The sequence below is a fragment of the Superficieibacter sp. 1612_C1 genome (genome assembly GCF_015234305.1).
GTDB lineage: Bacteria > Pseudomonadota > Gammaproteobacteria > Enterobacterales > Enterobacteriaceae > Superficieibacter.
The window spans coordinates 74,860-94,660 of record NZ_JADGMI010000006.1 but is presented as its reverse complement, the minus strand read 5'-3'; the positions used below and the strand labels follow the sequence as shown (position 1 = coordinate 94,660).

Below are 19,801 nucleotides of genomic sequence, written 5' to 3'. Positions count from 1 at the left end.
AAGGAGCAAAGAATGCTGATTCTGACTCGCCGAGTTGGTGAAACCCTCATGATTGGGGATGAGGTCACCGTGACAGTTTTAGGGGTGAAGGGCAACCAGGTACGCATTGGCGTAAACGCCCCGAAAGAAGTTTCTGTTCACCGTGAAGAGATCTATCAGCGTATTCAGGCTGAAAAATCCCAGCAGTCCAGTTACTAATGTTTTCGCGCCTTGCTGTCTGGTAAGGCGCGGATCCCTCTCGTTTCCGTTTTCTTCTTTTTTTCGTCTCCCCCTGCTAAATATCCTCTTTTTTTGCTGCGCTTAATCAGGCGTAAATCGCTTGCGTCCGCAGAATTTTCCGTCGAAAAATCACTCTCTTTGCCGTTTTTGCAGGCTAATTGTGTGTGAAGTGTGCAAACGATAAAAGCTTGGGAAAAATTGTTTGACTTATAAGTCCCAGAAAGTAATATGTGCGCCACGCAGCGACGATGAGCAGAAACAAGTTCTTCGAAGCACTCGTAAGAGGCGTGTGGTGAGGTGGCCGAGAGGCTGAAGGCGCTCCCCTGCTAAGGGAGTATGCGGTCAAAAGCTGCATCCGGGGTTCGAATCCCCGCCTCACCGCCATTTGCATCCATAGCTCAGCTGGATAGAGTACTCGGCTACGAACCGAGCGGTCGGAGGTTCGAATCCTCCTGGATGCACCATCTTCATCAGTGTTACGGCAGGTTGAGTAACATTGAATCTGTAGTAAAGTAGTAATTCTGATGCATCCATAGCTCAGCTGGATAGAGTACTCGGCTACGAACCGAGCGGTCGGAGGTTCGAATCCTCCTGGATGCACCATCTCTTACCTGGTACGGCGTTACGCGGTACAGGTATCAGCAGTAAAGCAGTAATCCCGATGCATCCGTAGCTCAGCTGGATAGAGTACTCGGCTACGAACCGAGCGGTCGGAGGTTCGAATCCTCCCGGATGCACCATTTTGCTCCCTGTTAACAGCCAGAACGCTGTTACCTGTCCTCTGCGGACTTATCGCAGGCACCAGGGAGGATAACGTTGCGACAGCAACGGCCCGTAGGGCGAGGCGCAGCCGAGTAATCCTCCCGGATGCACCATCTATTATCTGGTGCAGCGTTACGCGGTACAGGTATCAGCAGTAAAATAGTTATCCCAATGCATCCATAGCTCAGCTGGATAGAGTACTCGGCTACGAACCGAGCGGTCGGAGGTTCGAATCCTCCTGGATGCACCATATTTCTCCCTGTTTACACTCTCCCCTATCCTGATAATTCCTCATTCTGTCGTCAGCGACAAAAAAGCCCAGTTACGCTACAGTATTACCCTGTCATTTGGTTGGTGAGAATACGATGTACGAGCGTTATGAGGGTTTGATTTTCGATATGGATGGCACCATCCTCGATACCGAACCGACACACCGTAAAGCCTGGAATGAAGTCCTCGGCGGCTACGGCCTGAGTTTTGATATGGCGGCGATGGTTTCGCTAAACGGCTCTCCCACCTGGCGTATTGCGCAGGCGATTATCGAACTCAATCAGGCCGATCTCGATCCCCATCAATTAGCGCGGGAAAAAACCGATGCGGTTAAGGCGATGCTGCTTGATACCGTGCAGCCGCTGCCGCTTATTGAGGTGGTGAAAGCGTGGCACGGGCGTCGTCCTATGGCGGTGGGCACCGGCAGCGAGCGCGCGATAGCGGAAGCGCTGCTGGCGCATCTCGATCTTCGCCGCTATTTTTCCGCGGTTGTAGCGGCCGACGACGTTAAAAACCATAAGCCCGCGCCGGATACGTTTCTGTTATGCGCAGAACGCATGGGCGTCGCCCCGGAAAAATGCGTGGTGTTTGAAGATGCTGATTTTGGCCTTCAGGCTGCGCGCCTGGCGGGCATGGATGCGGTGGACGTCCGGCTGCTTTAAGTACTCCCTGACTTTTATTTTGAATAGCAACAATGGCTAATAGCGCTGAAGGGGTAACTAACGTTATTCTTGTGCGTTTGTTTCCGCAAGTATGGCATGGTAGCACTACTATGATTATTACAATGAATTCGACAGGCGGGAGGTCAATTTGATCCCGGACGTATCACAGGCGCTGGCCTGGCTGGAAAAAAATCCACAGGCAATAAAAGGCATCCAACGCGGCCTTGAGCGGGAAACGCTGCGCGTAAATGAAGACGGTACGCTGGCAACGACCGGACACCCTGAAGCCTTAGGGGCGGCCTTCACGCATCAATGGATCACCACGGACTTTGCTGAAGCCTTACTGGAGTTTATTACGCCGGTAGATGGCGATATCCAGCACATGCTGAGCTTTATGCGCGACGTCCATCGCTATACTGCCCGTCAGATTGGCGAGGAGCGGATGTGGCCGCTGAGTATGCCGTGCTATATCGAAAATGGTCAGGACATCGAATTAGCCCAGTACGGCACCTCAAACATGGGCCGGCTGAAAACGCTTTATCGTGAAGGTTTAAAAAATCGCTATGGCGCGCTGATGCAGACCATCTCCGGTGTGCACTACAATTTTTCTCTGCCGATGGCCTTCTGGCAGGCGAAATGCGGCGTAACGGATGTAGAGAGTGGTAAAGAGCAAATCTCAGCGGGTTACTTCCGCTCGATTCGCAACTACTATCGCTTTGGCTGGGTGATCCCCTATTTATTTGGTGCCTCGCCCGCCATCTGCTCCTCTTTCTTGCAGGGCAAACCCACCACGCTGCCGTTTGAAAAAACCGAAAGCGGCATGTGCTATCTGCCCTGGGCGACCTCGTTGCGTCTGAGCGATCTTGGCTATACCAATAAATCGCAAAGCAATCTCGGTATTACGTTTAACGATTTGCAGACTTATGTGGCAGGATTGAAGCGGGCGATTAAAACGCCTTCTGAAGAGTATGCCAAAATGGGGCTGCAAAAAGACGGTAAGTACCTGCAAATCAATAGCAATATTTTGCAGATTGAAAACGAGCTGTATGCGCCGATCCGTCCGAAACGCGTTACCCGCAGCGGGGAGACGCCGTCGGATGCGCTGCTGCGCGGCGGCATTGAGTATATTGAAGTGCGCTCGCTGGATATCAACCCGTTCTCGCCGATTGGCGTGGACGAGCAGCAGGTACGTTTCCTCGACCTGTTTATGGTCTGGTGTGCGCTGGCGGATGCGCCGGAAATGAGCAGCGATGAGCTGCTGTGTACACGTACCAACTGGAACCGGGTGATCCTCGAAGGCCGTAAGCCGGGTCTCACGCTGGGCATCGGCTGCGAAAGCGCCCAGTTCCCGCTGGTGCAGGTCGGCAAAGATCTGTTCCGCGACCTGCGCCGTGTCGCGCAAACGCTGGACAGCATTGACGGTTCTGACGCCTATCAGAAGGTATGTGATGAACTGGTCGCCTGTTTCGACAATCCAGAACTCACCTTCTCGGCCCGTATTCTGCGCATGATGAAAGAGCAGGGGATTGGCGGGACGGGGAAACAACTGGCAGCAGAGTACCGCGCCACTCTTCGGGAAGAGCCGCTGGAAATCCTGAGCGAAGATGATTTTATTGCCGAGGGCAAAGCCTCATGGGAACGTCAGCGTGAGCTGGAGGCGGCAGATACTGAGCCGTTTGAAGCCGTACTGGCGAGACATGCCTGACACAAAAGAAAAAGGCCACATCACTGTGGCCAAAATTTACATCTCTGAAATCAGGGATGATGATAACAAATGCGCGTCTTTCATATATTCAGACTCGCCCGGCACTAAAGAGTTCATTTAATTTTAAAAAAAATTACGCTATCCACAGTGATGAGAAATTCAGAGCAGAAGGTTGAAAGTAACCTGCTGAATTTAAAGACATAAAGATAGCCTGGAGGAGATAGAATGCCGCTATTAGATAGCTTTACTGTTGACCATACTCGTATGGAAGCCCCTGCGGTGCGCGTGGCGAAAACCATGAACACGCCGCACGGCGATGCCATCACCGTGTTTGACCTGCGTTTCTGCATTCCGAACAAAGAAGTGATGCCGGAAAAAGGGATTCATACGCTGGAGCACCTGTTTGCAGGCTTTATGCGCGATCACCTGAACGGCAACGGCGTTGAAATTATCGACATTTCGCCAATGGGCTGCCGTACCGGCTTCTACATGAGCCTGATTGGTACCCCTGATGAGCAGCGCGTTGCCGATGCGTGGAAAGCGGCAATGGCCGACGTATTAAAAGTTCAGGATCAGAAGCAGATCCCTGAGCTGAACGTCTACCAGTGCGGTACGTATCACATGCACTCCCTGGCGGAAGCGCAGGACATTGCACGTCACATTCTCGATCATGACGTGCGCGTGAACAGCAACGAAGAGCTGAAACTGCCGAAAGAGAAATTGCAGGAACTGCATATCTAGTGGCTATCGGGCAGGGATATCCCTGCCCGCCTTGTTTTACGGGTCGGTAACCCGATACTCCACGCGCTGCGCCTCATCGGGCTGCGGCACCTCCAGCTTCGTCAACATCCGCTGTAATACCGTCTCCGGCACCGCATGCTGTCGGTTCCTGTTCTGCTGCTTCCACTGCTGATACGGCACCTCCAGATAGACAATTTTGACCTCCGCGCCATAGGCAGTAAAAAGCGAGACTAACTGCGTGCGTAGCTGGCGGGTGATGTTCGTGGCATTCCAGACAAACGGCGTTTTTTGCCGCAGCAATACCCGCGCCTCTTCTTTTGCCTGCTGCACGATACGCCCCGTTGCCGCCCGGTTTTCCGGCGTCACGCCGAGGCGACGGCGAATATCATCAAGGCTGATGACCGGCATAGCGTGGCAGTGCGCCGCGATATAGCGATCTTTGCCCATCCCCGGCAGGGCGCTGAGCAAAATCACTTCGAAAGGCTGCTCAATCCACGGCTCGAAACCCGGCGCGCTGTCCGGGTGCGTCAGATAGTGCCAGCGGCTTGCGGAGGAAGGGAATGGACGTTCCCGACCCCAGCACTGTTGCTCCTGACAAAACAGTTCAAATAACGCGATGCGATCCAGAATCACGTTTTTATCGGCGCACTCCCGACCTTCGACATCGGCGCGGGCCAGTATTGCCAGCAGCCGGGTATCAACCCGCATCGCTGCGCTAAGCAGTAACCGTTCGGGGGCAGGGCGCTCAAGCAGCCATAGCGGAAGGCCATGCAGGCGTACCAGCGAGGCAATCTGCTCACGCAGCACAAACGGCGTGGGAATATCACGGAAGAGAATTTCTCTGGCAGTCAGTTCCCCTTTGCGCGCGTGACCAGGAGAGGAGATGCGTCCCTCTTCATCAATACGCGTGGTGCTGCGTTTTTCAACATCGTGCAGCAGCGCAGCGGCCCATAACAGCGCCTGCTGCTGAGGCTTCAGCGCCTGATAGCTGGCTTGCGCACGCAGCGCATCAAGCACCATTTCCGTATGAATGCCAACATTACCTTCCGCATGATGATGCGCGTCCTGCGGCACGTTGTGCATCTCGTCCACCCAACTGAATTGTTGGCGAAGGTCAGGCCAGCTTTGCGTCTGGCTCATCGTCCAGATCATGCTTTTTCTCCTGGTTGAAACTCCCATGCCATTCGCGCACGTCGCCAGTGGCGTTTCCAGTGCTGGTCAGTTTTGACATGGTTTTTCCGCACGTATTTAAAAACGTTGTGGGCAAAATCCGCCACCGGGAAGGCGTCAGCGTTGCGGCTGACGATACCTTCCACCGTACAGGGCAGGCCGGTATGGACATCAAACGGCGCGAATGCGCCGCGGCTATCGGTATGCGTCAGAAAGCGTTGCCGCCATGCTGGCTCACTGTTGCCCGGCGGGTCAATGGTGATTTCCGGTACGCAGGGGAAATCAAACAGCGCGGCGTAGAACTTCACCTCTTCCCAGCTTAACCATGTCTCATGACAGCGCACGGCAAACAGGTAAAAGTCCTGCTCAAGCTGGTGATATTCAATGGAATGCACGGCATACAGATTTTCGCCAAATAGCTCCAGATCGCCCAGATCGTGCTTCAGCAACTGCCAGCGCTGGCGGATTTTATGCGTCCAGGCGGAGTCCGTCGGCGCGGCGTGCGAACGGGCGAAAACGCCGTGACGATTGAGGCAATTATTCTCGCCGTCCAGTTTTTCGGTATGCACCAGGGAAGCGATCGCCTGCAAATCCTGCCAGTAGTGAGCGTTAATGCGATCTTCGCTGGTGGTGCCGGGGGAGAAAGGATAGTGCCAGGTTCTCCCGTATTTTCGTTGGGTATTCATGATAATCCATTATTCGGTTTTTTAGTTGAGCTGAAAGCGCGAGGAAAATCAGCGTGGCGATCCCCGGCATGGCGGTTAATCGGGCCAGGCGGGAGGGCAATCAGTGGAAAAACGACCGAGCGGATGGCTCAGCACCGGTTGAAAAGTGAACGGAAAGAGCGGGGCGGGGAGATAATACGCGGGTTAAAAAGTGATTGCAAAAAAATGGGATCCGCAGATCCCATTGGGGTTGATGATAAACCGTCCGTGGAACACGGGGCGACCACCGGGTTGGGCCTCCCTCCGGGACCCCAATCCCGGTGTTTCCCCTGACAACCCACTTTTTCAGCGGTCTGAATGGGATCCGCAGATCCCATTATATTTAGTGGGCTCCACCCCCACCACCGCCTGCACCAAACGGCGGCCTGGCAAACCAGACCAGCCCGAGCAGAAGAATAAATATCCCTGCCGAAATCCAGAAGATCTCGTTGGCGGAAATAATTAACCCCTGATTGGTAATTTGCTGCGCCAGCCAGCCGGACGCCTGCTGCTGCGTCATACCCAGTCCCTGAAGCTGATCGTACATCTGCTGGGCCTCGGGATTATACGGATTAACCGACTCGGTGAGCTGCGCATGATGCAACGACTCGCGGTTGGTCCACAGGGTTGTGGTGATTGAGGTGCCAATCGACCCGGCAAGGGTTCGCGTAAAGTTCGACAGACTCGATGCGGCGGCCAGACGCTCCGGCGGCAGGCCGGAAAGCGTAATCGTGGTCAGCGGCATAAAGAAGCAGGCGACGGCAAAGCCCTGGATAAACTGCGGCCACGCCGAGGCACCGAAATCCATGCCGGGTTCGAAGGTATACGCACGCCAGTAGAAGCAGACCGCATACATGATAAAGCTGAACGTCACCAGACGGCGCATATCCAGTTTATGTGCAAAGCGGCCGATAATCGGCGACAGGAGTACCGGGATCACCCCGACGGGAGCCGAAGCCAGACCGGCCCAGGTGGCGGTATAGCCGTAGACCTCCTGCAATAGCTGCGGCAACAGGACAATCGCGCCGAAGTAGAGCATATAGGCCAGACTGATACACAGGCAGCCGATGGTAAAGTTGCGCGACTTAAACAACGACAGATCGACAATCGGGTTATCGTCGGTCAACTCCCAGACGATCAGGAAGGCAATCGACACCACGGCGACCACCGTCAGCACGATAATTTCACTGGACGCGAACCAGTCCAGCTCTTTACCCCGGTCAAGCATGATTTGCAGACTGCCAATCCCGAGCACCAGCAGCCCCAGCCCGACGCCATCAATTCGCCGTTGCTCGGTGCGGGTCTCGCGTCCGCGCAGCGATTGCAGGGTCAGCAGCACCACCAGAATGCCGATCGGCACGTTGATGAAGAAGATCCAGCCCCAGTGGTAGTTGTCGCTGATATAGCCCCCGAGGATCGGCCCGCAAATCGGCGCGACGATCACCGTCATCGACCACAGCGCCAGCGCGATGGAGCGTTTGGCGGGCGGGTAGTTACTCAGCAGCAGACTTTGCGACAGCGGGATCAGCGGCCCGGCCACAATCCCCTGAATGACGCGGAAGAAAATCAGCATCGTCAGGCTGCTGGAGACGCCGCAGGCCCAGGAGGCAATCGCAAACGCCACCGTGGACCACAGGAACAGTTTTACTTCCCCGACGCGTTTTGCCAGCCAGCCGGTGATCGGAATGGAGATCGCATTCGCCACGCCGAAGGAGGTAATCACCCACGTTCCCTGGCTCAGTGACGAGCCAAGGTTCCCGGCGATAGTGGGGATCGCGACGTTAGCAATGGTTGAGTCCAGCACCTGCATGAAGGTCGCCAGCGACAGCGCGATGGTCATGATGACCAGTTGCGCGCCCTCCAGCGGTTTTTGCTGTTGCATTACGCTCACCTTAAATTACCCTGCGTTAGCCTGCACAATGTCATTAATGAGTTTGTTAACAGGTTCAAGGCTGATTTCGCGGGCGTTACTTTCGTATGCCGGATTTTTACGCGCCTGATTCGCCAGCATTTGTCCGTCGCGATTGGTCGTATCGACGGTCACCAGCGTAGACAGACCAATGCGCAGCGGATGGTCAGTAAGCTGTTTCTGGTCCAGTTCGATACGCACGGGCAGACGCTGAACCACTTTGATCCAGTTACCGGTGGCGTTCTGCGCAGGCAGTAGCGAGAAGGCGCTGCCGGTACCCATATCCAGGCCCACCACTTTACCGGTGTATTTGATATCGTCGCCATAGACATCGCTGACGACGGTAACCGACTGGCCAATACGCATATGCGCAAGCTGGGTCTCTTTAAAGTTAGCGTCTACCCACAGGTTAGTGGCGGGCACCACGGCCATCAGCGGCGTGGTTGGGCTAATCTGCGCGCCGGGCTGAACCGAGCGGCGGGAAACGTAGCCGGTCAGCGGGCTGACGATTTTGGTACGTTGCAACGCAAGCCAGGCATTACGCACTTCGGTCGCGGCCTGCTTCACCGCTGGCTGATCTTCAAGGCGGGTGCCGAGGATCATCGCCTGATTGGCATTGTACTGCTGAATTGCCACGTCAAGCTGCGCCTGAGCGCTGGCAACAGCATCACGCGCATGTTGCAACTCTTCCCGGCCAATCAGGTTGGCGGAGCCGAGCGGCACGCGGCGGTTGAGGTCGGTTTGCGCCTGAGAGAGCGCCGTTTTCTGCACGTTGATATTCGCCTGCAACTGCTTGCTGTTAATCATTTGCTGGCGGGTCTGGCGCACGCTGGAGGCGAGTTCGGTCTGCGCTTTTTCAAACGCCTGCTGAGCATCGGTCTCATCAAGAGTGACCAGTACGTCGCCTTTTTGCACGAAGTCAGTGTTATCGGCCCAGACTTTCGTTACGCTGCCCGACACCTGCGCCATGATTTGCACCTGATTCCCTGCGACGTAAGCATCGTCGGTTTCTTCAAAATGACGCAGAACCAAAAACCAGTAAATTCCCCATGCCACGGCAATAATAATAAAGAGCAGGGTCAAAAGCAGAAGCAGGCGTTTACGCTTGCCCTTCTTCTTCACCGGTTGCTGCGGGGCTGGAATCGCCGCATTTTCGCTCATGTTATTCTCCACGATCTTATTATTTCACATCGGCTTATGCCGACCAGTTTGTCAGACAGGCCAGCAGTTTTAGCCTGCTGGCCTGTCAATTTCTTTTTAATCAGGATATGCGAGCGACACGAAACGTTAGCGCAACGCCTCGAGGATTGCGCCTTCTTCGTCCATCTGATCGAGACGGGTCAGAAGCTTACGCGTGATCTGCTCAAGCTGTTCTTGTTCAGTGGTGTTCAGCGCTGACCAGAGTTTGTTCAGGCACTGATGCTGAGGGGGAAGGACTTCACGTAAGAATTGATGGCCTTTCTCAGTCAGTTGCAGATGCAGGCAACGGCGATCGTTATCGCTTTCACGACGTTCGATCCAGCCGCGCTTTTCCAGCTCATCGGCGATACGGGTGGCATTAGTACGAGATGATCCTAACGCACAGCTTAATTCGGAAGGCTGAATGCTGTGATCTTCCTGAGACTCCAGCGTGATGAGCGCCATAAATAACGTCTCGTTGATCCCCTGTGCTTTCAACATCTTATTGCGGTTTTCGAGCAGTTTGCCCTGCATATGCATACACAGGCGAGTCAGAAGCACTTCCTTGAAGGGAAACTCCTCATAGCGACTGGCACGGAATTTTAGCATTTGTTCAATGGGCGTAAACGAACTATCCATTTGGGCATGACCTCATTAGTTTCAGCCGATATAATAACGACAGTGACAAATAAAGTAAATCCATTAATTACCTAAATTAATATTTACCAATTATATATTCGTCAGCCATTTCCAGGCCAATCCATAGGCGGCAGCGCTCAAGAGTGTTGGAATAATAATGCTGCGGGTCTTATAGAAGCTGATGCCCAGCACGGCAAATCCTACCAGGGTGGGCAGCAGGCGTTGTACATCAGCGATAACCTCTGGTGCGCTGGAGACCACCAGCAGTGCGCAGATAGAAGCGATGCCGATAGTGTCGAGCAGCACGCCGGACGCGCCGTGTTTTACCGGGGCGGGGCGACCTGATTGCAGGCGCAGCGGCAAATAACGAAACAGGTAATTCACGCTGCCCACCAGCAGACCGAGTAAAAGAACGCTACTGCTCATGCTTTTTCTCCTTCAGAGATGCCTGTATTAGTGCGGTCAGGCATCCGCAGGTAATGCCCGCCAGAATGGCGACCGGAATGGAGACCAGGGTAACGCCTGCCAGCGAACCGATAAGAGCAGCCGTCACGCAAAGCGATTGTTTACGCTGAAAAGAGGCCAGCAGAAAGCTCATGAACAGGGCCGGGAGCATAAAACCCATCGCCGCTTCGATGGCGGGATACCCGGCCAGCAGGCCGTTGCCTGACCAGGCACCGACGATCGTTCCCAGCACCCAGGACGCCCACGAGCAGAAGGCAATGCCGATCATCCAGTTTTCACTCCAGCGGCGATTGTCCCGCACCAGTTTAGCGGTGGCGGCGGCAAAGACTTCATCGGTGAGACCAAAAGCCCACAGTGCCGTTTTAGGCTTACTAAGCCGTGTGACAATCCGGCTGCGCAGGGAAGGGCCGTACAGAACGTGACGAACGTCCATCGCCATCACCGTCAGCGCCGCAATCCACAGCGAACTGCCCGCCGCCAGCATGGTAGTGATCACAAACTGGCTGGCACCGGCATAAATGATGCAGGAAAAAAAGAGGCTCTCAACGGGTGTAAAGCCAAGCCGGGTGGCGTTAAGGCCAAAGGCGAAGGCGACCGGGATATAACTGATTACGATGGGCAGACTGTCTTTGATCCCCTCAAACAGGGTGGCCTGATTAAGCGGAAAGCTATCGGAAGTGTGAGCGGGGCTTGCCATATTTTTGATTGATTTATAACCGGGGTGATAATCACGTGAATTAACAGGTTATAACACCATACCAGACGGCGGGAGGGGTTAACATCCCACCGTCAGACAAGATTAGTAAGCTGAACCGCGCCACCAGGCCAACAGATTCAGTACCGCGATAATCGCGCCCGCTCCGCAGACGCCCGCCCAGCCCGCGTGTTGCCAGGCAGCGGCGGAGATCAGCGAGCCTGCCGCGCCGCCGATAAAATAGCTGGTCATGTAGCCTGCGGTCAGGCGATTACGCGCATCGGGCTGCACGCGGTAAATCACCGTCTGGTTAGTGATATGTACGCCCTGAACGGTGAGGTCGAGCACCAGAATACCGATAATCAATGCGAGCACAGAGGCGTGGCCGAACCAGATGGCTATCCACGACAGCAGCAGCAGCAGCAGGCCGACGGTGGTTGTCAGGTGGGCTTTGCCTTTGTCCGCCAGTCCACCCGCGGGGCGTGCGCCCAGCGCGCCTGCGGCACCCGCCAGACCAAACAGGCCAATCATGCTTTCTGAATAGTTAAACGGCGGGGAGGCGAGCAGAAAGGCCATCGAGGTCCACAGAATGCTGAAGTTCGCAAAGGTCAGACAGCCGAGGATGGCGCGGGTGCGCAACAGCTTGTTGTGCAGAAAGAGGGTAAAGACCGAGCCGAGGATCTGCGGATAGTTAAGGTGGTTTTCCTGTTTTATCTTCGGAAGGCCGCGCCACAGGGCCAGGGCCATTAATGTCATTAACACGGCGGCCACCCAGTAGACGGTGCGCCAGCCACCCAGATCGGCGAGAAGTCCGGCTACCGTTCGCGCCAGCAGAATGCCAAGCAGCAGACCGCTCATAATGGTTCCCACCACTTTACCGCGCTTTTCCGGTGTGGCGAGGGTGGCGGCCAGCGGGACGAGGATCTGCGCCACTACCGAAAAGAGGCCGGTCAGCGCGGTACCGAGAAGCATTACCGCGAGCGACTGACTGCTGGCGGTCACTAACAGTCCGATCGCTGAAAGCAGCGTCATGGAGACAATCAGTTTGCGCCGTTCAAACATATCCCCCAGTGGAACCAGGAACAGCAGACCTGCCGCGTAGCCTAATTGAGCCACCGTGACGATAAATCCTGCCTGGCCGGGCGTCAGAGAAAACGCTCTGGCGATGGTATCGAGCAGCGGCTGTGGATAATAGTTGCTGGCGACGGCAAGGCCGGTGGCGACGGACATAAGCACGATAAGCGTCGGGCTCAGCGCCTGAGTAGATTTGTTCATTGTTATCAGTGATGGTTATTTACGTTGTACCCATAATAACGAATGATTGATGCTAACGGGGAGGGAGAGCGTGTTGGATTGTGCGGTTGGGGTTATCCCCTCCCGTGGAGGAGGGGAGATCAGAACGATTATTTCTGCGCTGCCAGCGCGTCCTTCACCCAGCCGTCGAACTGCTGCTGGTGGGCTTTGATCCAGCCATCAACGTGGCCCTGGACATCAGCCTCGGACGCTTTACCCTCATGCATCATCGCGTTCTGCGCGTTGATATCCGCCAGCGGCAGTTTCATCAGCGAGAACAGCTTCGCCGCCGCCGGGTTTTTCTCCGCCCAGGCTTTGTTGGCGACGATATGCATGGTATTTACCGGGAAACCATAGTTCGCGCCGTTCGGCAGTTTGGTATCGATATCTTTCTGCTCACCCGGCAGTGAAGAGAACGGCACCTGTAACCAGACCACATCTTTACCCGGTTTCATCACATCGCTCACCCAGTACGGCGTCCAGGTGTAATAGAGGATCGGCTTACCTTCTTTAAAGCGGGTAATGGTATCCGCCATCATCGCTGAGTAGTTGCCGTGGCTGACATCAACCGTTTTTTCCAGATCAAACGCTTTATTCTGGTGGTTAATAACCGCTTCACAGCCCCAGCCCGGCGAGCAGCCCATCATGTCCGCTTTGCCATCGCCGTTAGTATCAAAGATTTTGGCAATCTTCGGATCTTTCAGCTGAGCGAGATTGGTGATTTTATACTGCTCGGCGGTTTTTTTATCGATCAGATACCCCTGCGCCGCACCGGTCACAAACACGCCTTCACGATAAAACTTTTTGTCGCCACCCGCGGCGGCATACATATCGTCGTGCAGCGGCTGCCAGTTAACGGCGGTAAAGGTCGCATCACCAGAAGCAATGGAGGTGTAGCCCACGTTATAGTCAACTTCGCTCGGCTTATTCACGGTGTAGCCCAGCTTCTCCAGCGCGCGGCTGACCAGCAGCGTCTGGAAGGATTCTTCAGAAATGGTGCTCTGCACCGGCTGAACGGTTACGCCTTTACCCGGCAGATCGGCCGCAAAGGTGCTGGTGGAAACAAGAGTGGCCAGGGCAGTGGCTAAAATCGTGCTATGTCGCATCGTTGTTCCTTTTTAATTGAGTGAGGTCGGGCAGGCCCGGCAGACGTTGCGCCGCCGGGCAAGGGTGATTATTTGATGAAGGGGCGAGTGACTAATCCCAGCGGGCCAGTCGCGTACCAGCGGCGGTTACCGCGACTGCGGGAATCGCGGCCAACGGCCTGGGTAAGGCGGTCAAGAATGATGGCGAGGATCACGATCCCGACGCCGCCAACGGTCGCCAGACCCATATCAAGACGGCCAATACCGCGCAGTACCATTTGACCCAGACCGCCTACGGCGATCATCGAGGCGATCACCACCATCGAGAGGGCCAGCATCAGCGTCTGGTTGACGCCTGCCATGATGGTTGGCATTGCCAGCGGGAGCTGCACTTTAAACAGCATCTGACGCGGGCTGGCCCCAAAGGAGCGCGATGCCTCAATGAGATCCGCCGGTACCTGATTAATACCGAGGATCGTCAGGCGCACAATCGGTGGCAGGGCGAAGATAATGGTGACCACTACGCCCGGCACGTTACCGATCCCGAACAGCATGACGATAGGTACCAGGTAAACGAACGCGGGCGTGGTTTGCATCGCATCCAGCAGCGGACGGATAATTTTCGCCGCACGCGGGCTTCGTGCCAGCCAGATCCCCAGCGGCAGTCCCAGTATCACGCAGAACAGTAGCGCGGTGAGCACCAGCGCCAGAGTGATCATCGCTTGCGACCATGCGCCAATCGCGCCAATGGCAATCAGGGAGATCAGCGTCGCGATCCCCATGCCGAGGCCGGAAATCTGCCAGGCAATCAGGGTAAAGACGAGAATCGCCACCGGCGCAGGCATTCCCAGCAGCAGCTGCTGGAAACCGTTGAGAATATAATCCACCGGCACGCGAATGCCCTGGAATACCGGGCGGAAGTGAGTCACCACCCAGTCGATCCCCTGCGTCACCCAGCTATCGAGTGGGATCAGCGTCTTGTGGAACGGATCCATGATATTGAAATGTTCTGGTGCTGGCGCAGGCGCGCTATTAAGCCAGTCGGCGCTTCCACCACCGTCGGCGGGCGCGGCGGGCGTGCCCCAGGCATCGGCGGATTGTGCTGCGCTGTCGGCGGCAGGTGCGGTTTCCCACGGGTTATTTTGATCAGCCATTGGTAGCCCCCTCGCGATCTAAAGACTGTAGCAGCATCCGTTTTGAGATGATGCCGAGGTATTGCTGCTCTTCATCCACTACCGGTACGGCACAGGGTGCCTGGCCCACATGGGAAAGCAGTTCGCTGAGCGGCGTTTGCGCCTCCACCGCAAGCGGGGAATCGATTAACGCCGCGTCGATACCCTGCTGCTGGCTGAGCGCCGCTTTCAGGGAGTCAATGGAGACAATGCCGACATATTTATTGCCGCGTTCAATCACATAACCGTATTCGCGATCTTCATCCTGTAATAATTTGAGCGCTGAACGCGGACCGAAGCCCGGCGTTTTACGAATCAACCCTACCGGACTACGGCGGGCAATATCTTTCGCACTGAAGACCTGACTAATATCCACACCACGGAAGAAGGTGCGCACATAATCATTGGCCGGATTATTGAGAATTTCATCCGGCGTACCGACCTGAACCACTTCACCATTTTGCATAATGGCAATGCGGTCCCCAATGCGCATCGCTTCATCCAGGTCGTGAGAAATAAAGACCACGGTACGCTGATGCTTCGCCTGCAATTTCACCAGCTCATCCTGCATTTCGGTACGAATTAACGGATCGAGGGCGGAGAACGCTTCGTCCATTAACAGAATATCAGGATTGATGGCTAAGGCGCGGGCCAGACCGACGCGCTGACGCATACCGCCAGATAGTTCATCCGGGTAGCCGTGGGCATAATTTTCCAGGCCGACCTGACGCAACGCATCCAGCGCTTTTTCCTGACGCTCCTGCGCAGCAACGCCTGCCAGCTCCATACCAAACGCGGTATTGTCCAGCACGGTCATATGTGGCATCAGTGCAAACGACTGGAACACCATCGCAATCTTCTTCCTGCGCACCTCGCGGAGTTCAGCATCTGAGATTTTGGCGATATCGACGCCGTCAATCAGCACCTGTCCACGGGTGGGTTCAATCAGGCGATTGAGAAGGCGTACCATTGTGGATTTACCCGAGCCGGATAATCCCATGATGACAAATATCTCGCCTTCTTCAATGGCCAGACTCGCGTCTTTAACGCCAAGCGATAGCCCTGTTTTTTCCAGAATTTGCTCTTTCGAAAGTCCTTTCTCGATATATTTGAATGCGCGCTGTGGATGCTCACCAAATACTTTATATAGATTCTTAACTTCTAATTTAATTGCCATGCAATAAAAAGATTCCCGTTATTTGCTTTTGTCGATTTGCTACCTGTAAGAAATAATCACCGCGGTATACCCTAGCACACTGAGAATCTGAGGCAACCCTCACCCTGCCGGTTGGCATGAATATTGCCGTACCAGGATCGGCGGCATTTCCCATGATATAAGGGCTGAGCGGGAATCGAATAAAGTTGATATTTTTTTATAGCCACAACAGAAGAACGTCCTGAATCGGATGATTCTGACGATTATGCTTTGCACTATTAACCTTAACCTAAATTGAAATATATGTGTGATAAATATGCAATCTTTGGGAAATATCCGGCCAGGAAACAAGGGATATTTCCTGACGAATAATCATGACAAGGCTAACGCTGGGTCGACTGACGGACCATCAGTTTTCCGGTCATCATCACCTGGGTGGCCGTATCTTCACCCTCACAAAGATATTCCACGGCGAGCCGCCCCAGCTCGGCGTAGGGAAGCTGAACGCTGGTTAATTCCGGCGTGAGCTGGCTGGTATAGCGCTGATCGTCGTAGCCGGCTACCATCACCTGCTGAGGAACGCTGATCTGCAATTCGGCCAGCGCCTGATAGCAACCCAGCGCGAGCCAGTCGCTGGCGCAAAATATGGCGTCCGGTGGCGGTGAACACTGCATCAGCTGGCGGGTGGCGCACCGGGCTTCATTAAGCTGCCAGTTGGTGCTGATAACCAGCGAAGGGTCAAACTCGATCTCTGCCTGCGCCAGCGCCGCTTTATACCCTTCCAGACGATGTTGTGACGCATCCATCCAGCGATCGCCGGTAATATGCGCGATGCGTCGCGCGCCCTGGCCGATCAGATGACGGGTAACCTGCAAGGCATTGGCATAATCGTTCGGCAAAAACGTCGGCACCATCGGATAGTTGCGGTCATAGACGTTCAGCAGCACCAGCGGGATGCGGGTGCAATTGTCAAACGGTGCGAAATCAATCGCGCTGGTGATAGGGGACGCAAGAATAATTCCGGTGCAGCGCCGCTGTTCAAGCTGACGGATAATATGGATCGCCAGTTCACCATCATCACCGTAGTCGTAAATGGTCAGCAGGGTGCTGTTGCGCCAGGCGGCATCCCTGGCCTGATTAAACGCATCGACAAAAGGATCGTAGCCGGGCATGGCGTTGACCAGGATAGCAAGCTCCTCCTGCCCCTCCAGCTGATGCGGCGAGGGGATCTTTTTATATCCCAGCTTTTGCGCGGTGCCGATGACCCGCTGACGCGTTTCATCGCTGAGCTTAATGCTCTGTGAGTTATTGAGGATCAGTGACACCGTCGCCTGCGAGACTCCCGCCTCGCGAGCGATATCGTTCATGGTAATTTTTTCTTTCTTTTTCATAACCTTCGCCATCGGTTATCTGATTTCTGACCCACTATACCATAGCCTGACAGGGGTTTTCTGGCCGCGCTCGTAAAAGCGATGGAATGTGATCGTCGTAACAATTACCTCACGGCGATCTTGCGGTTCAGGATACTAAGTAATATTTATTAGCTAATAAATATTACTTGCGAGCGACTACAGGAGAAATTATGCGTCAACAATGGAGTAAAGAGCAGGCAAATCATTGGTATCAGCAGCAGGGTTGGATGTGCGGATTTAACTATCTGCCACGGACCGCCGTGAACTGGACCGATATCTGGCAGGCCGAAACCTTCGATGCGCCGACTATCGATCAAGAGCTGGGGTGGGCGCAGGACGTGGGTTATAACACCTTGCGTATCAACCTGCCGTTTATCGTCTGGCAGCACGATCGCGACGGCCTGATTAGCCGCATCGACGCTTTTTTAACGATAGCGGCGAAACATGGTTTTCGTACCATGCTCACCCTGATGGACGACTGCGGATTCTCCGGCGATGAACCTTATCTCGGGCCGCAAAAAGCGCCGGTGCCCGGCAAACATAATAGCCAGGCCGCCGCCAGCCCGGGCCGTGACAAGGTGTGCGATTATGCGGTCTGGCCGGAAATCGAACGCTATGTGCGCGATATCATCCGTACCTTCCGCGAAGATGCGCGTATTGTTGTCTGGGATTTGTACAACGAGCCGGGCAACCGCGGCACCTTTGCCAGCGGGACCGAAGAGGTGCTGTACGATGAAAAGCTGGAGCGTTTTGCGCTGGAGTTAATGACGAAGGCCTTCCAGTGGGCGCGAGACGAAGATCCTGTTCAGCCTTTGACCGTAAGCGCCTGGCATCTTTCGCAGGATCCGGAGCAGCCGGATGAGGAGATCTATCAGCACCCGGTCGATCGCGCTGCACTGGAGCTCTCTGACGTGATCAGTTTTCACGCCTATGTCGGCACGGCAAAAATGGTCCGCGCGATCCGTCACGTGGAGCAATTTGGTCGTCCGCTGTTTTGCACCGAATGGCTGGCCCGTCACGTCGGCAGCACCTTTGAGGCGCAGCTACCGCTTATGCATGGCTGTAACGTGGTGCCGTATCAGTGGGGGCTGGTACGCGGGAAAACGCAAACCTTTATGCCGTGGCCTGGCGTTCTGAAAGAGCAGGGCGATTATGCTCACCTCTGGTTCCACGATGTTTTCGATGAAAACGGGCTGCCATTCCGTAAAGCTGAGCTGGAACTGGTATCACATCTTGCCCGTATTGATCTGCACCCACGCTTCTGACGAATTAGAAAAACAATTTTTAAAATATACCCCCCGGTGTCCTGACCGGGGGAAAGAAAGGAATTTCTTATGGCAACGGTAATGAAAATACCCCAAAAAGAGCTATGGTCTTATTTTGGCTAAACGGTTATGACCCTGGCGTCGTTCTATATTATCGACGCGCCAATGTCTACAAAAATTATTTATGCTGGTGTGACCTATATTTTATGGGGGACGCTGTACGCTATTTCGGATATTCCTTTCTGGTCGATTTCATCGGTGATGAGCAGCAAACCCCGCGAGCGCACTAAGGCGGTGACAGCAGCCGTTCTCGGCGTCAACGCTGGCTGCGCCTGCGCCAATATTTTCTTTCCCCGCCTGACGAAGTTCTTCGCGCCTTATTCTACCGATCATGGCTATTTTATGGCGGTGCTGGTGATGATGGTTGTGGGTATGTTATTAATGCTCAACGGCTTCTTTAATGTGAAAGAGCGCGTTCCGCCAGGCATGGAAAAGGTCACTATGCGGGATACTTTCCGCAACTTGTGGCAGAATAAACCGTTGTTTATCGTGCTGTGTGCTTTTTTTGCCTGGTCCTGCACAATATTGCCAACGGCATTTATATTTACTTTTTTATTTATAATATGGCGGATGCCAGCTTGCAGGCCGCGATTGGTACCATGGGTATTCTTGCCGCGCTGGCCTGCTTAGTCGCGCCGGTATTGACCCGACGTTATAAAAAACGCACGTTATTTATGGCGCTCTGCGTGCTGGATATTGTGGTACGGGTGATTTTATGGTTCTGTGGTTATCAAAGCCTTATCCTGTTATTTTCTTTACTGGGACTTAGCACGTTATTTGTGATGATGAGCAACCTGTTTGTCTCTGCAATGATCGTCGATACCATAGAATACGCGGAGTACCATACCCATAAACGCTGTGCCGCAATCACCTTTTCCGGACAGACGTTTACCGGCAAAATGTCAGTCGCCGTTGGCGGCGGACTGATTGGGGTTTATCTGACCCTGATTGATTATGTTCCGCAGGCGGCTACGCAAAGCGAGAGCGTGTTGAACGGCTTGTTCTTCGGCATCAGCTTATTACCGGCGATTGGCTCGCTTGTCCGTATGATCATTATGTACTTTTTTGACTTTACGGAAGATAAGCACGCCGAAATTAGTCGGTTACTGGCCGAGCGTCGGGAACAGCAATCTGCCGCTGCCCTGACTGACACACCTGCCCGCGTTTCAGCCGTTGATTAATCGGGTGGTGAAAGACAGGTTTGCTGCCGGGCGGCGTCTGCTGTCCGGCAGTCCTGCC

General features: G+C 54.5%; 17 protein-coding genes, 5 tRNA genes and 1 pseudogene. 11 read left to right on the top strand and 12 right to left on the bottom strand.

What is annotated here, in order from left to right; translation table 11 throughout:
• Nucleotides 1-12 precede the first annotated feature (12 nt).
• The 9 genes from csrA to luxS all read left to right on the top strand — a co-directional run bounded on the left by csrA (nt 13) and on the right by luxS (nt 4,359).
• Nucleotides 13-198: a carbon storage regulator CsrA gene (gene csrA / locus INT84_RS19610; protein WP_000906486.1), complete on the top strand. Its 186-nt coding sequence runs from the start codon at nt 13-15 to the stop codon at nt 196-198.
• 312 nt (nt 199-510) lie between these two features.
• A tRNA-Ser gene (locus INT84_RS19605) sits at nt 511-603 on the top strand.
• Nucleotides 604-606: 3 nt separating this feature from the next.
• A tRNA-Arg gene (locus tag INT84_RS19600) sits at nt 607-683 on the top strand.
• 62 nt (nt 684-745) lie between these two features.
• Nucleotides 746-822, top strand: a tRNA-Arg gene (locus INT84_RS19595).
• A 60-nt stretch (nt 823-882) separates the two neighbouring features.
• Nucleotides 883-959: transfer RNA gene (locus INT84_RS19590), tRNA-Arg, on the top strand.
• Between the two features lie 195 nt (nt 960-1,154).
• Nucleotides 1,155-1,231 (top strand) — tRNA-Arg (locus tag INT84_RS19585).
• Nucleotides 1,232-1,346: 115 nt separating this feature from the next.
• Complete coding sequence (gene yqaB / locus INT84_RS19580; RefSeq protein ID WP_194208147.1) at nt 1,347-1,913, top strand: fructose-1-phosphate/6-phosphogluconate phosphatase; 567 nt, start codon at nt 1,347-1,349, stop codon at nt 1,911-1,913.
• Between the two features lie 148 nt (nt 1,914-2,061).
• Complete coding sequence (gshA, locus tag INT84_RS19575) at nt 2,062-3,618, top strand: glutamate--cysteine ligase (protein ID WP_194208146.1); 1,557 nt, start codon at nt 2,062-2,064, stop codon at nt 3,616-3,618.
• A gap of 225 nt (nt 3,619-3,843) precedes the next feature.
• Nucleotides 3,844-4,359 carry an S-ribosylhomocysteine lyase gene (luxS, locus tag INT84_RS19570; RefSeq protein WP_176919987.1) on the top strand — a complete coding sequence of 172 codons (516 nt, stop codon included), beginning with the start codon at nt 3,844-3,846 and terminating at the stop codon, nt 4,357-4,359.
• Nucleotides 4,360-4,395: 36 nt separating this feature from the next.
• Here luxS and INT84_RS19565 read toward each other — a convergent pair whose 3' ends face one another.
• The 12 genes from INT84_RS19565 to INT84_RS19510 all read right to left on the bottom strand — a co-directional run bounded on the left by INT84_RS19565 (nt 4,396) and on the right by INT84_RS19510 (nt 17,216).
• Nucleotides 4,396-5,511: an ATP-binding protein gene (locus INT84_RS19565; RefSeq protein ID WP_194208145.1), complete on the bottom strand. Its 1,116-nt coding sequence runs from the start codon at nt 5,509-5,511 to the stop codon at nt 4,396-4,398.
• A complete protein-coding gene (locus INT84_RS19560; protein WP_194208144.1) occupies nt 5,508-6,215 on the bottom strand; it encodes an RNA ligase family protein in 708 nt (235 codons plus the stop codon). The genes INT84_RS19565 and INT84_RS19560 overlap by 4 nt, the downstream gene beginning before the upstream one ends.
• Nucleotides 6,216-6,576: 361 nt before the next feature.
• Nucleotides 6,577-8,115, bottom strand: coding sequence for a multidrug efflux MFS transporter permease subunit EmrB (gene emrB, locus INT84_RS19555; protein ID WP_176919984.1), 1,539 nt, complete (start codon nt 8,113-8,115; stop codon nt 6,577-6,579).
• A 15-nt stretch (nt 8,116-8,130) separates the two neighbouring features.
• Complete coding sequence (gene emrA / locus INT84_RS19550) at nt 8,131-9,303, bottom strand: multidrug efflux MFS transporter periplasmic adaptor subunit EmrA (RefSeq protein WP_194208143.1); 1,173 nt, start codon at nt 9,301-9,303, stop codon at nt 8,131-8,133.
• A 126-nt stretch (nt 9,304-9,429) separates the two neighbouring features.
• Nucleotides 9,430-9,960 carry a transcriptional repressor MprA gene (gene mprA / locus INT84_RS19545; RefSeq protein ID WP_176919982.1) on the bottom strand — a complete coding sequence of 177 codons (531 nt, stop codon included), beginning with the start codon at nt 9,958-9,960 and terminating at the stop codon, nt 9,430-9,432.
• A gap of 90 nt (nt 9,961-10,050) precedes the next feature.
• The gene (gene ygaH / locus INT84_RS19540; protein WP_194208142.1) at nt 10,051-10,386 is read right to left on the bottom strand and encodes an L-valine transporter subunit YgaH; all 336 of its coding nucleotides are present in this window, start codon (nt 10,384-10,386) and stop codon (nt 10,051-10,053) included.
• Nucleotides 10,376-11,122 (bottom strand): AzlC family ABC transporter permease, encoded by a 747-nt coding sequence (locus tag INT84_RS19535; protein WP_194208141.1) that lies wholly within the window; start codon nt 11,120-11,122, stop codon nt 10,376-10,378. The genes ygaH and INT84_RS19535 overlap by 11 nt, the downstream gene beginning before the upstream one ends.
• 102 nt (nt 11,123-11,224) lie before the next feature.
• Entirely contained in the window at nt 11,225-12,394 is a 1,170-nt protein-coding gene (locus INT84_RS19530; RefSeq protein WP_194208140.1) for an MFS transporter, read from the bottom strand.
• Nucleotides 12,395-12,522: 128 nt separating this feature from the next.
• Nucleotides 12,523-13,518 carry a glycine betaine/L-proline ABC transporter substrate-binding protein ProX gene (gene proX, locus INT84_RS19525; RefSeq protein WP_176919555.1) on the bottom strand — a complete coding sequence of 332 codons (996 nt, stop codon included), beginning with the start codon at nt 13,516-13,518 and terminating at the stop codon, nt 12,523-12,525.
• Nucleotides 13,519-13,586: 68 nt separating this feature from the next.
• The gene (gene proW / locus INT84_RS19520) at nt 13,587-14,651 is read right to left on the bottom strand and encodes a glycine betaine/L-proline ABC transporter permease ProW (protein WP_194208139.1); all 1,065 of its coding nucleotides are present in this window, start codon (nt 14,649-14,651) and stop codon (nt 13,587-13,589) included.
• Complete coding sequence (proV, locus tag INT84_RS19515; protein WP_194208138.1) at nt 14,644-15,846, bottom strand: glycine betaine/L-proline ABC transporter ATP-binding protein ProV; 1,203 nt, start codon at nt 15,844-15,846, stop codon at nt 14,644-14,646. Before proV ends, proW begins: the two co-directional genes overlap by 8 nt.
• 362 nt (nt 15,847-16,208) lie before the next feature.
• Entirely contained in the window at nt 16,209-17,216 is a 1,008-nt protein-coding gene (locus INT84_RS19510) for a LacI family DNA-binding transcriptional regulator (protein ID WP_194208137.1), read from the bottom strand.
• 191 nt (nt 17,217-17,407) lie between these two features.
• Between INT84_RS19510 and INT84_RS19505 the strand changes: the two genes are divergently transcribed.
• On the top strand, nt 17,408-18,502 hold the full coding sequence (locus tag INT84_RS19505) for a cellulase family glycosylhydrolase (protein ID WP_194208136.1): 1,095 nt from the start codon (nt 17,408-17,410) through the stop codon (nt 18,500-18,502).
• A gap of 123 nt (nt 18,503-18,625) precedes the next feature.
• A pseudogene (locus INT84_RS19500) lies at nt 18,626-19,743 on the top strand (MFS transporter); the annotation flags it as partial.
• Between the last annotated feature and the right edge of the window lie 58 nt (nt 19,744-19,801).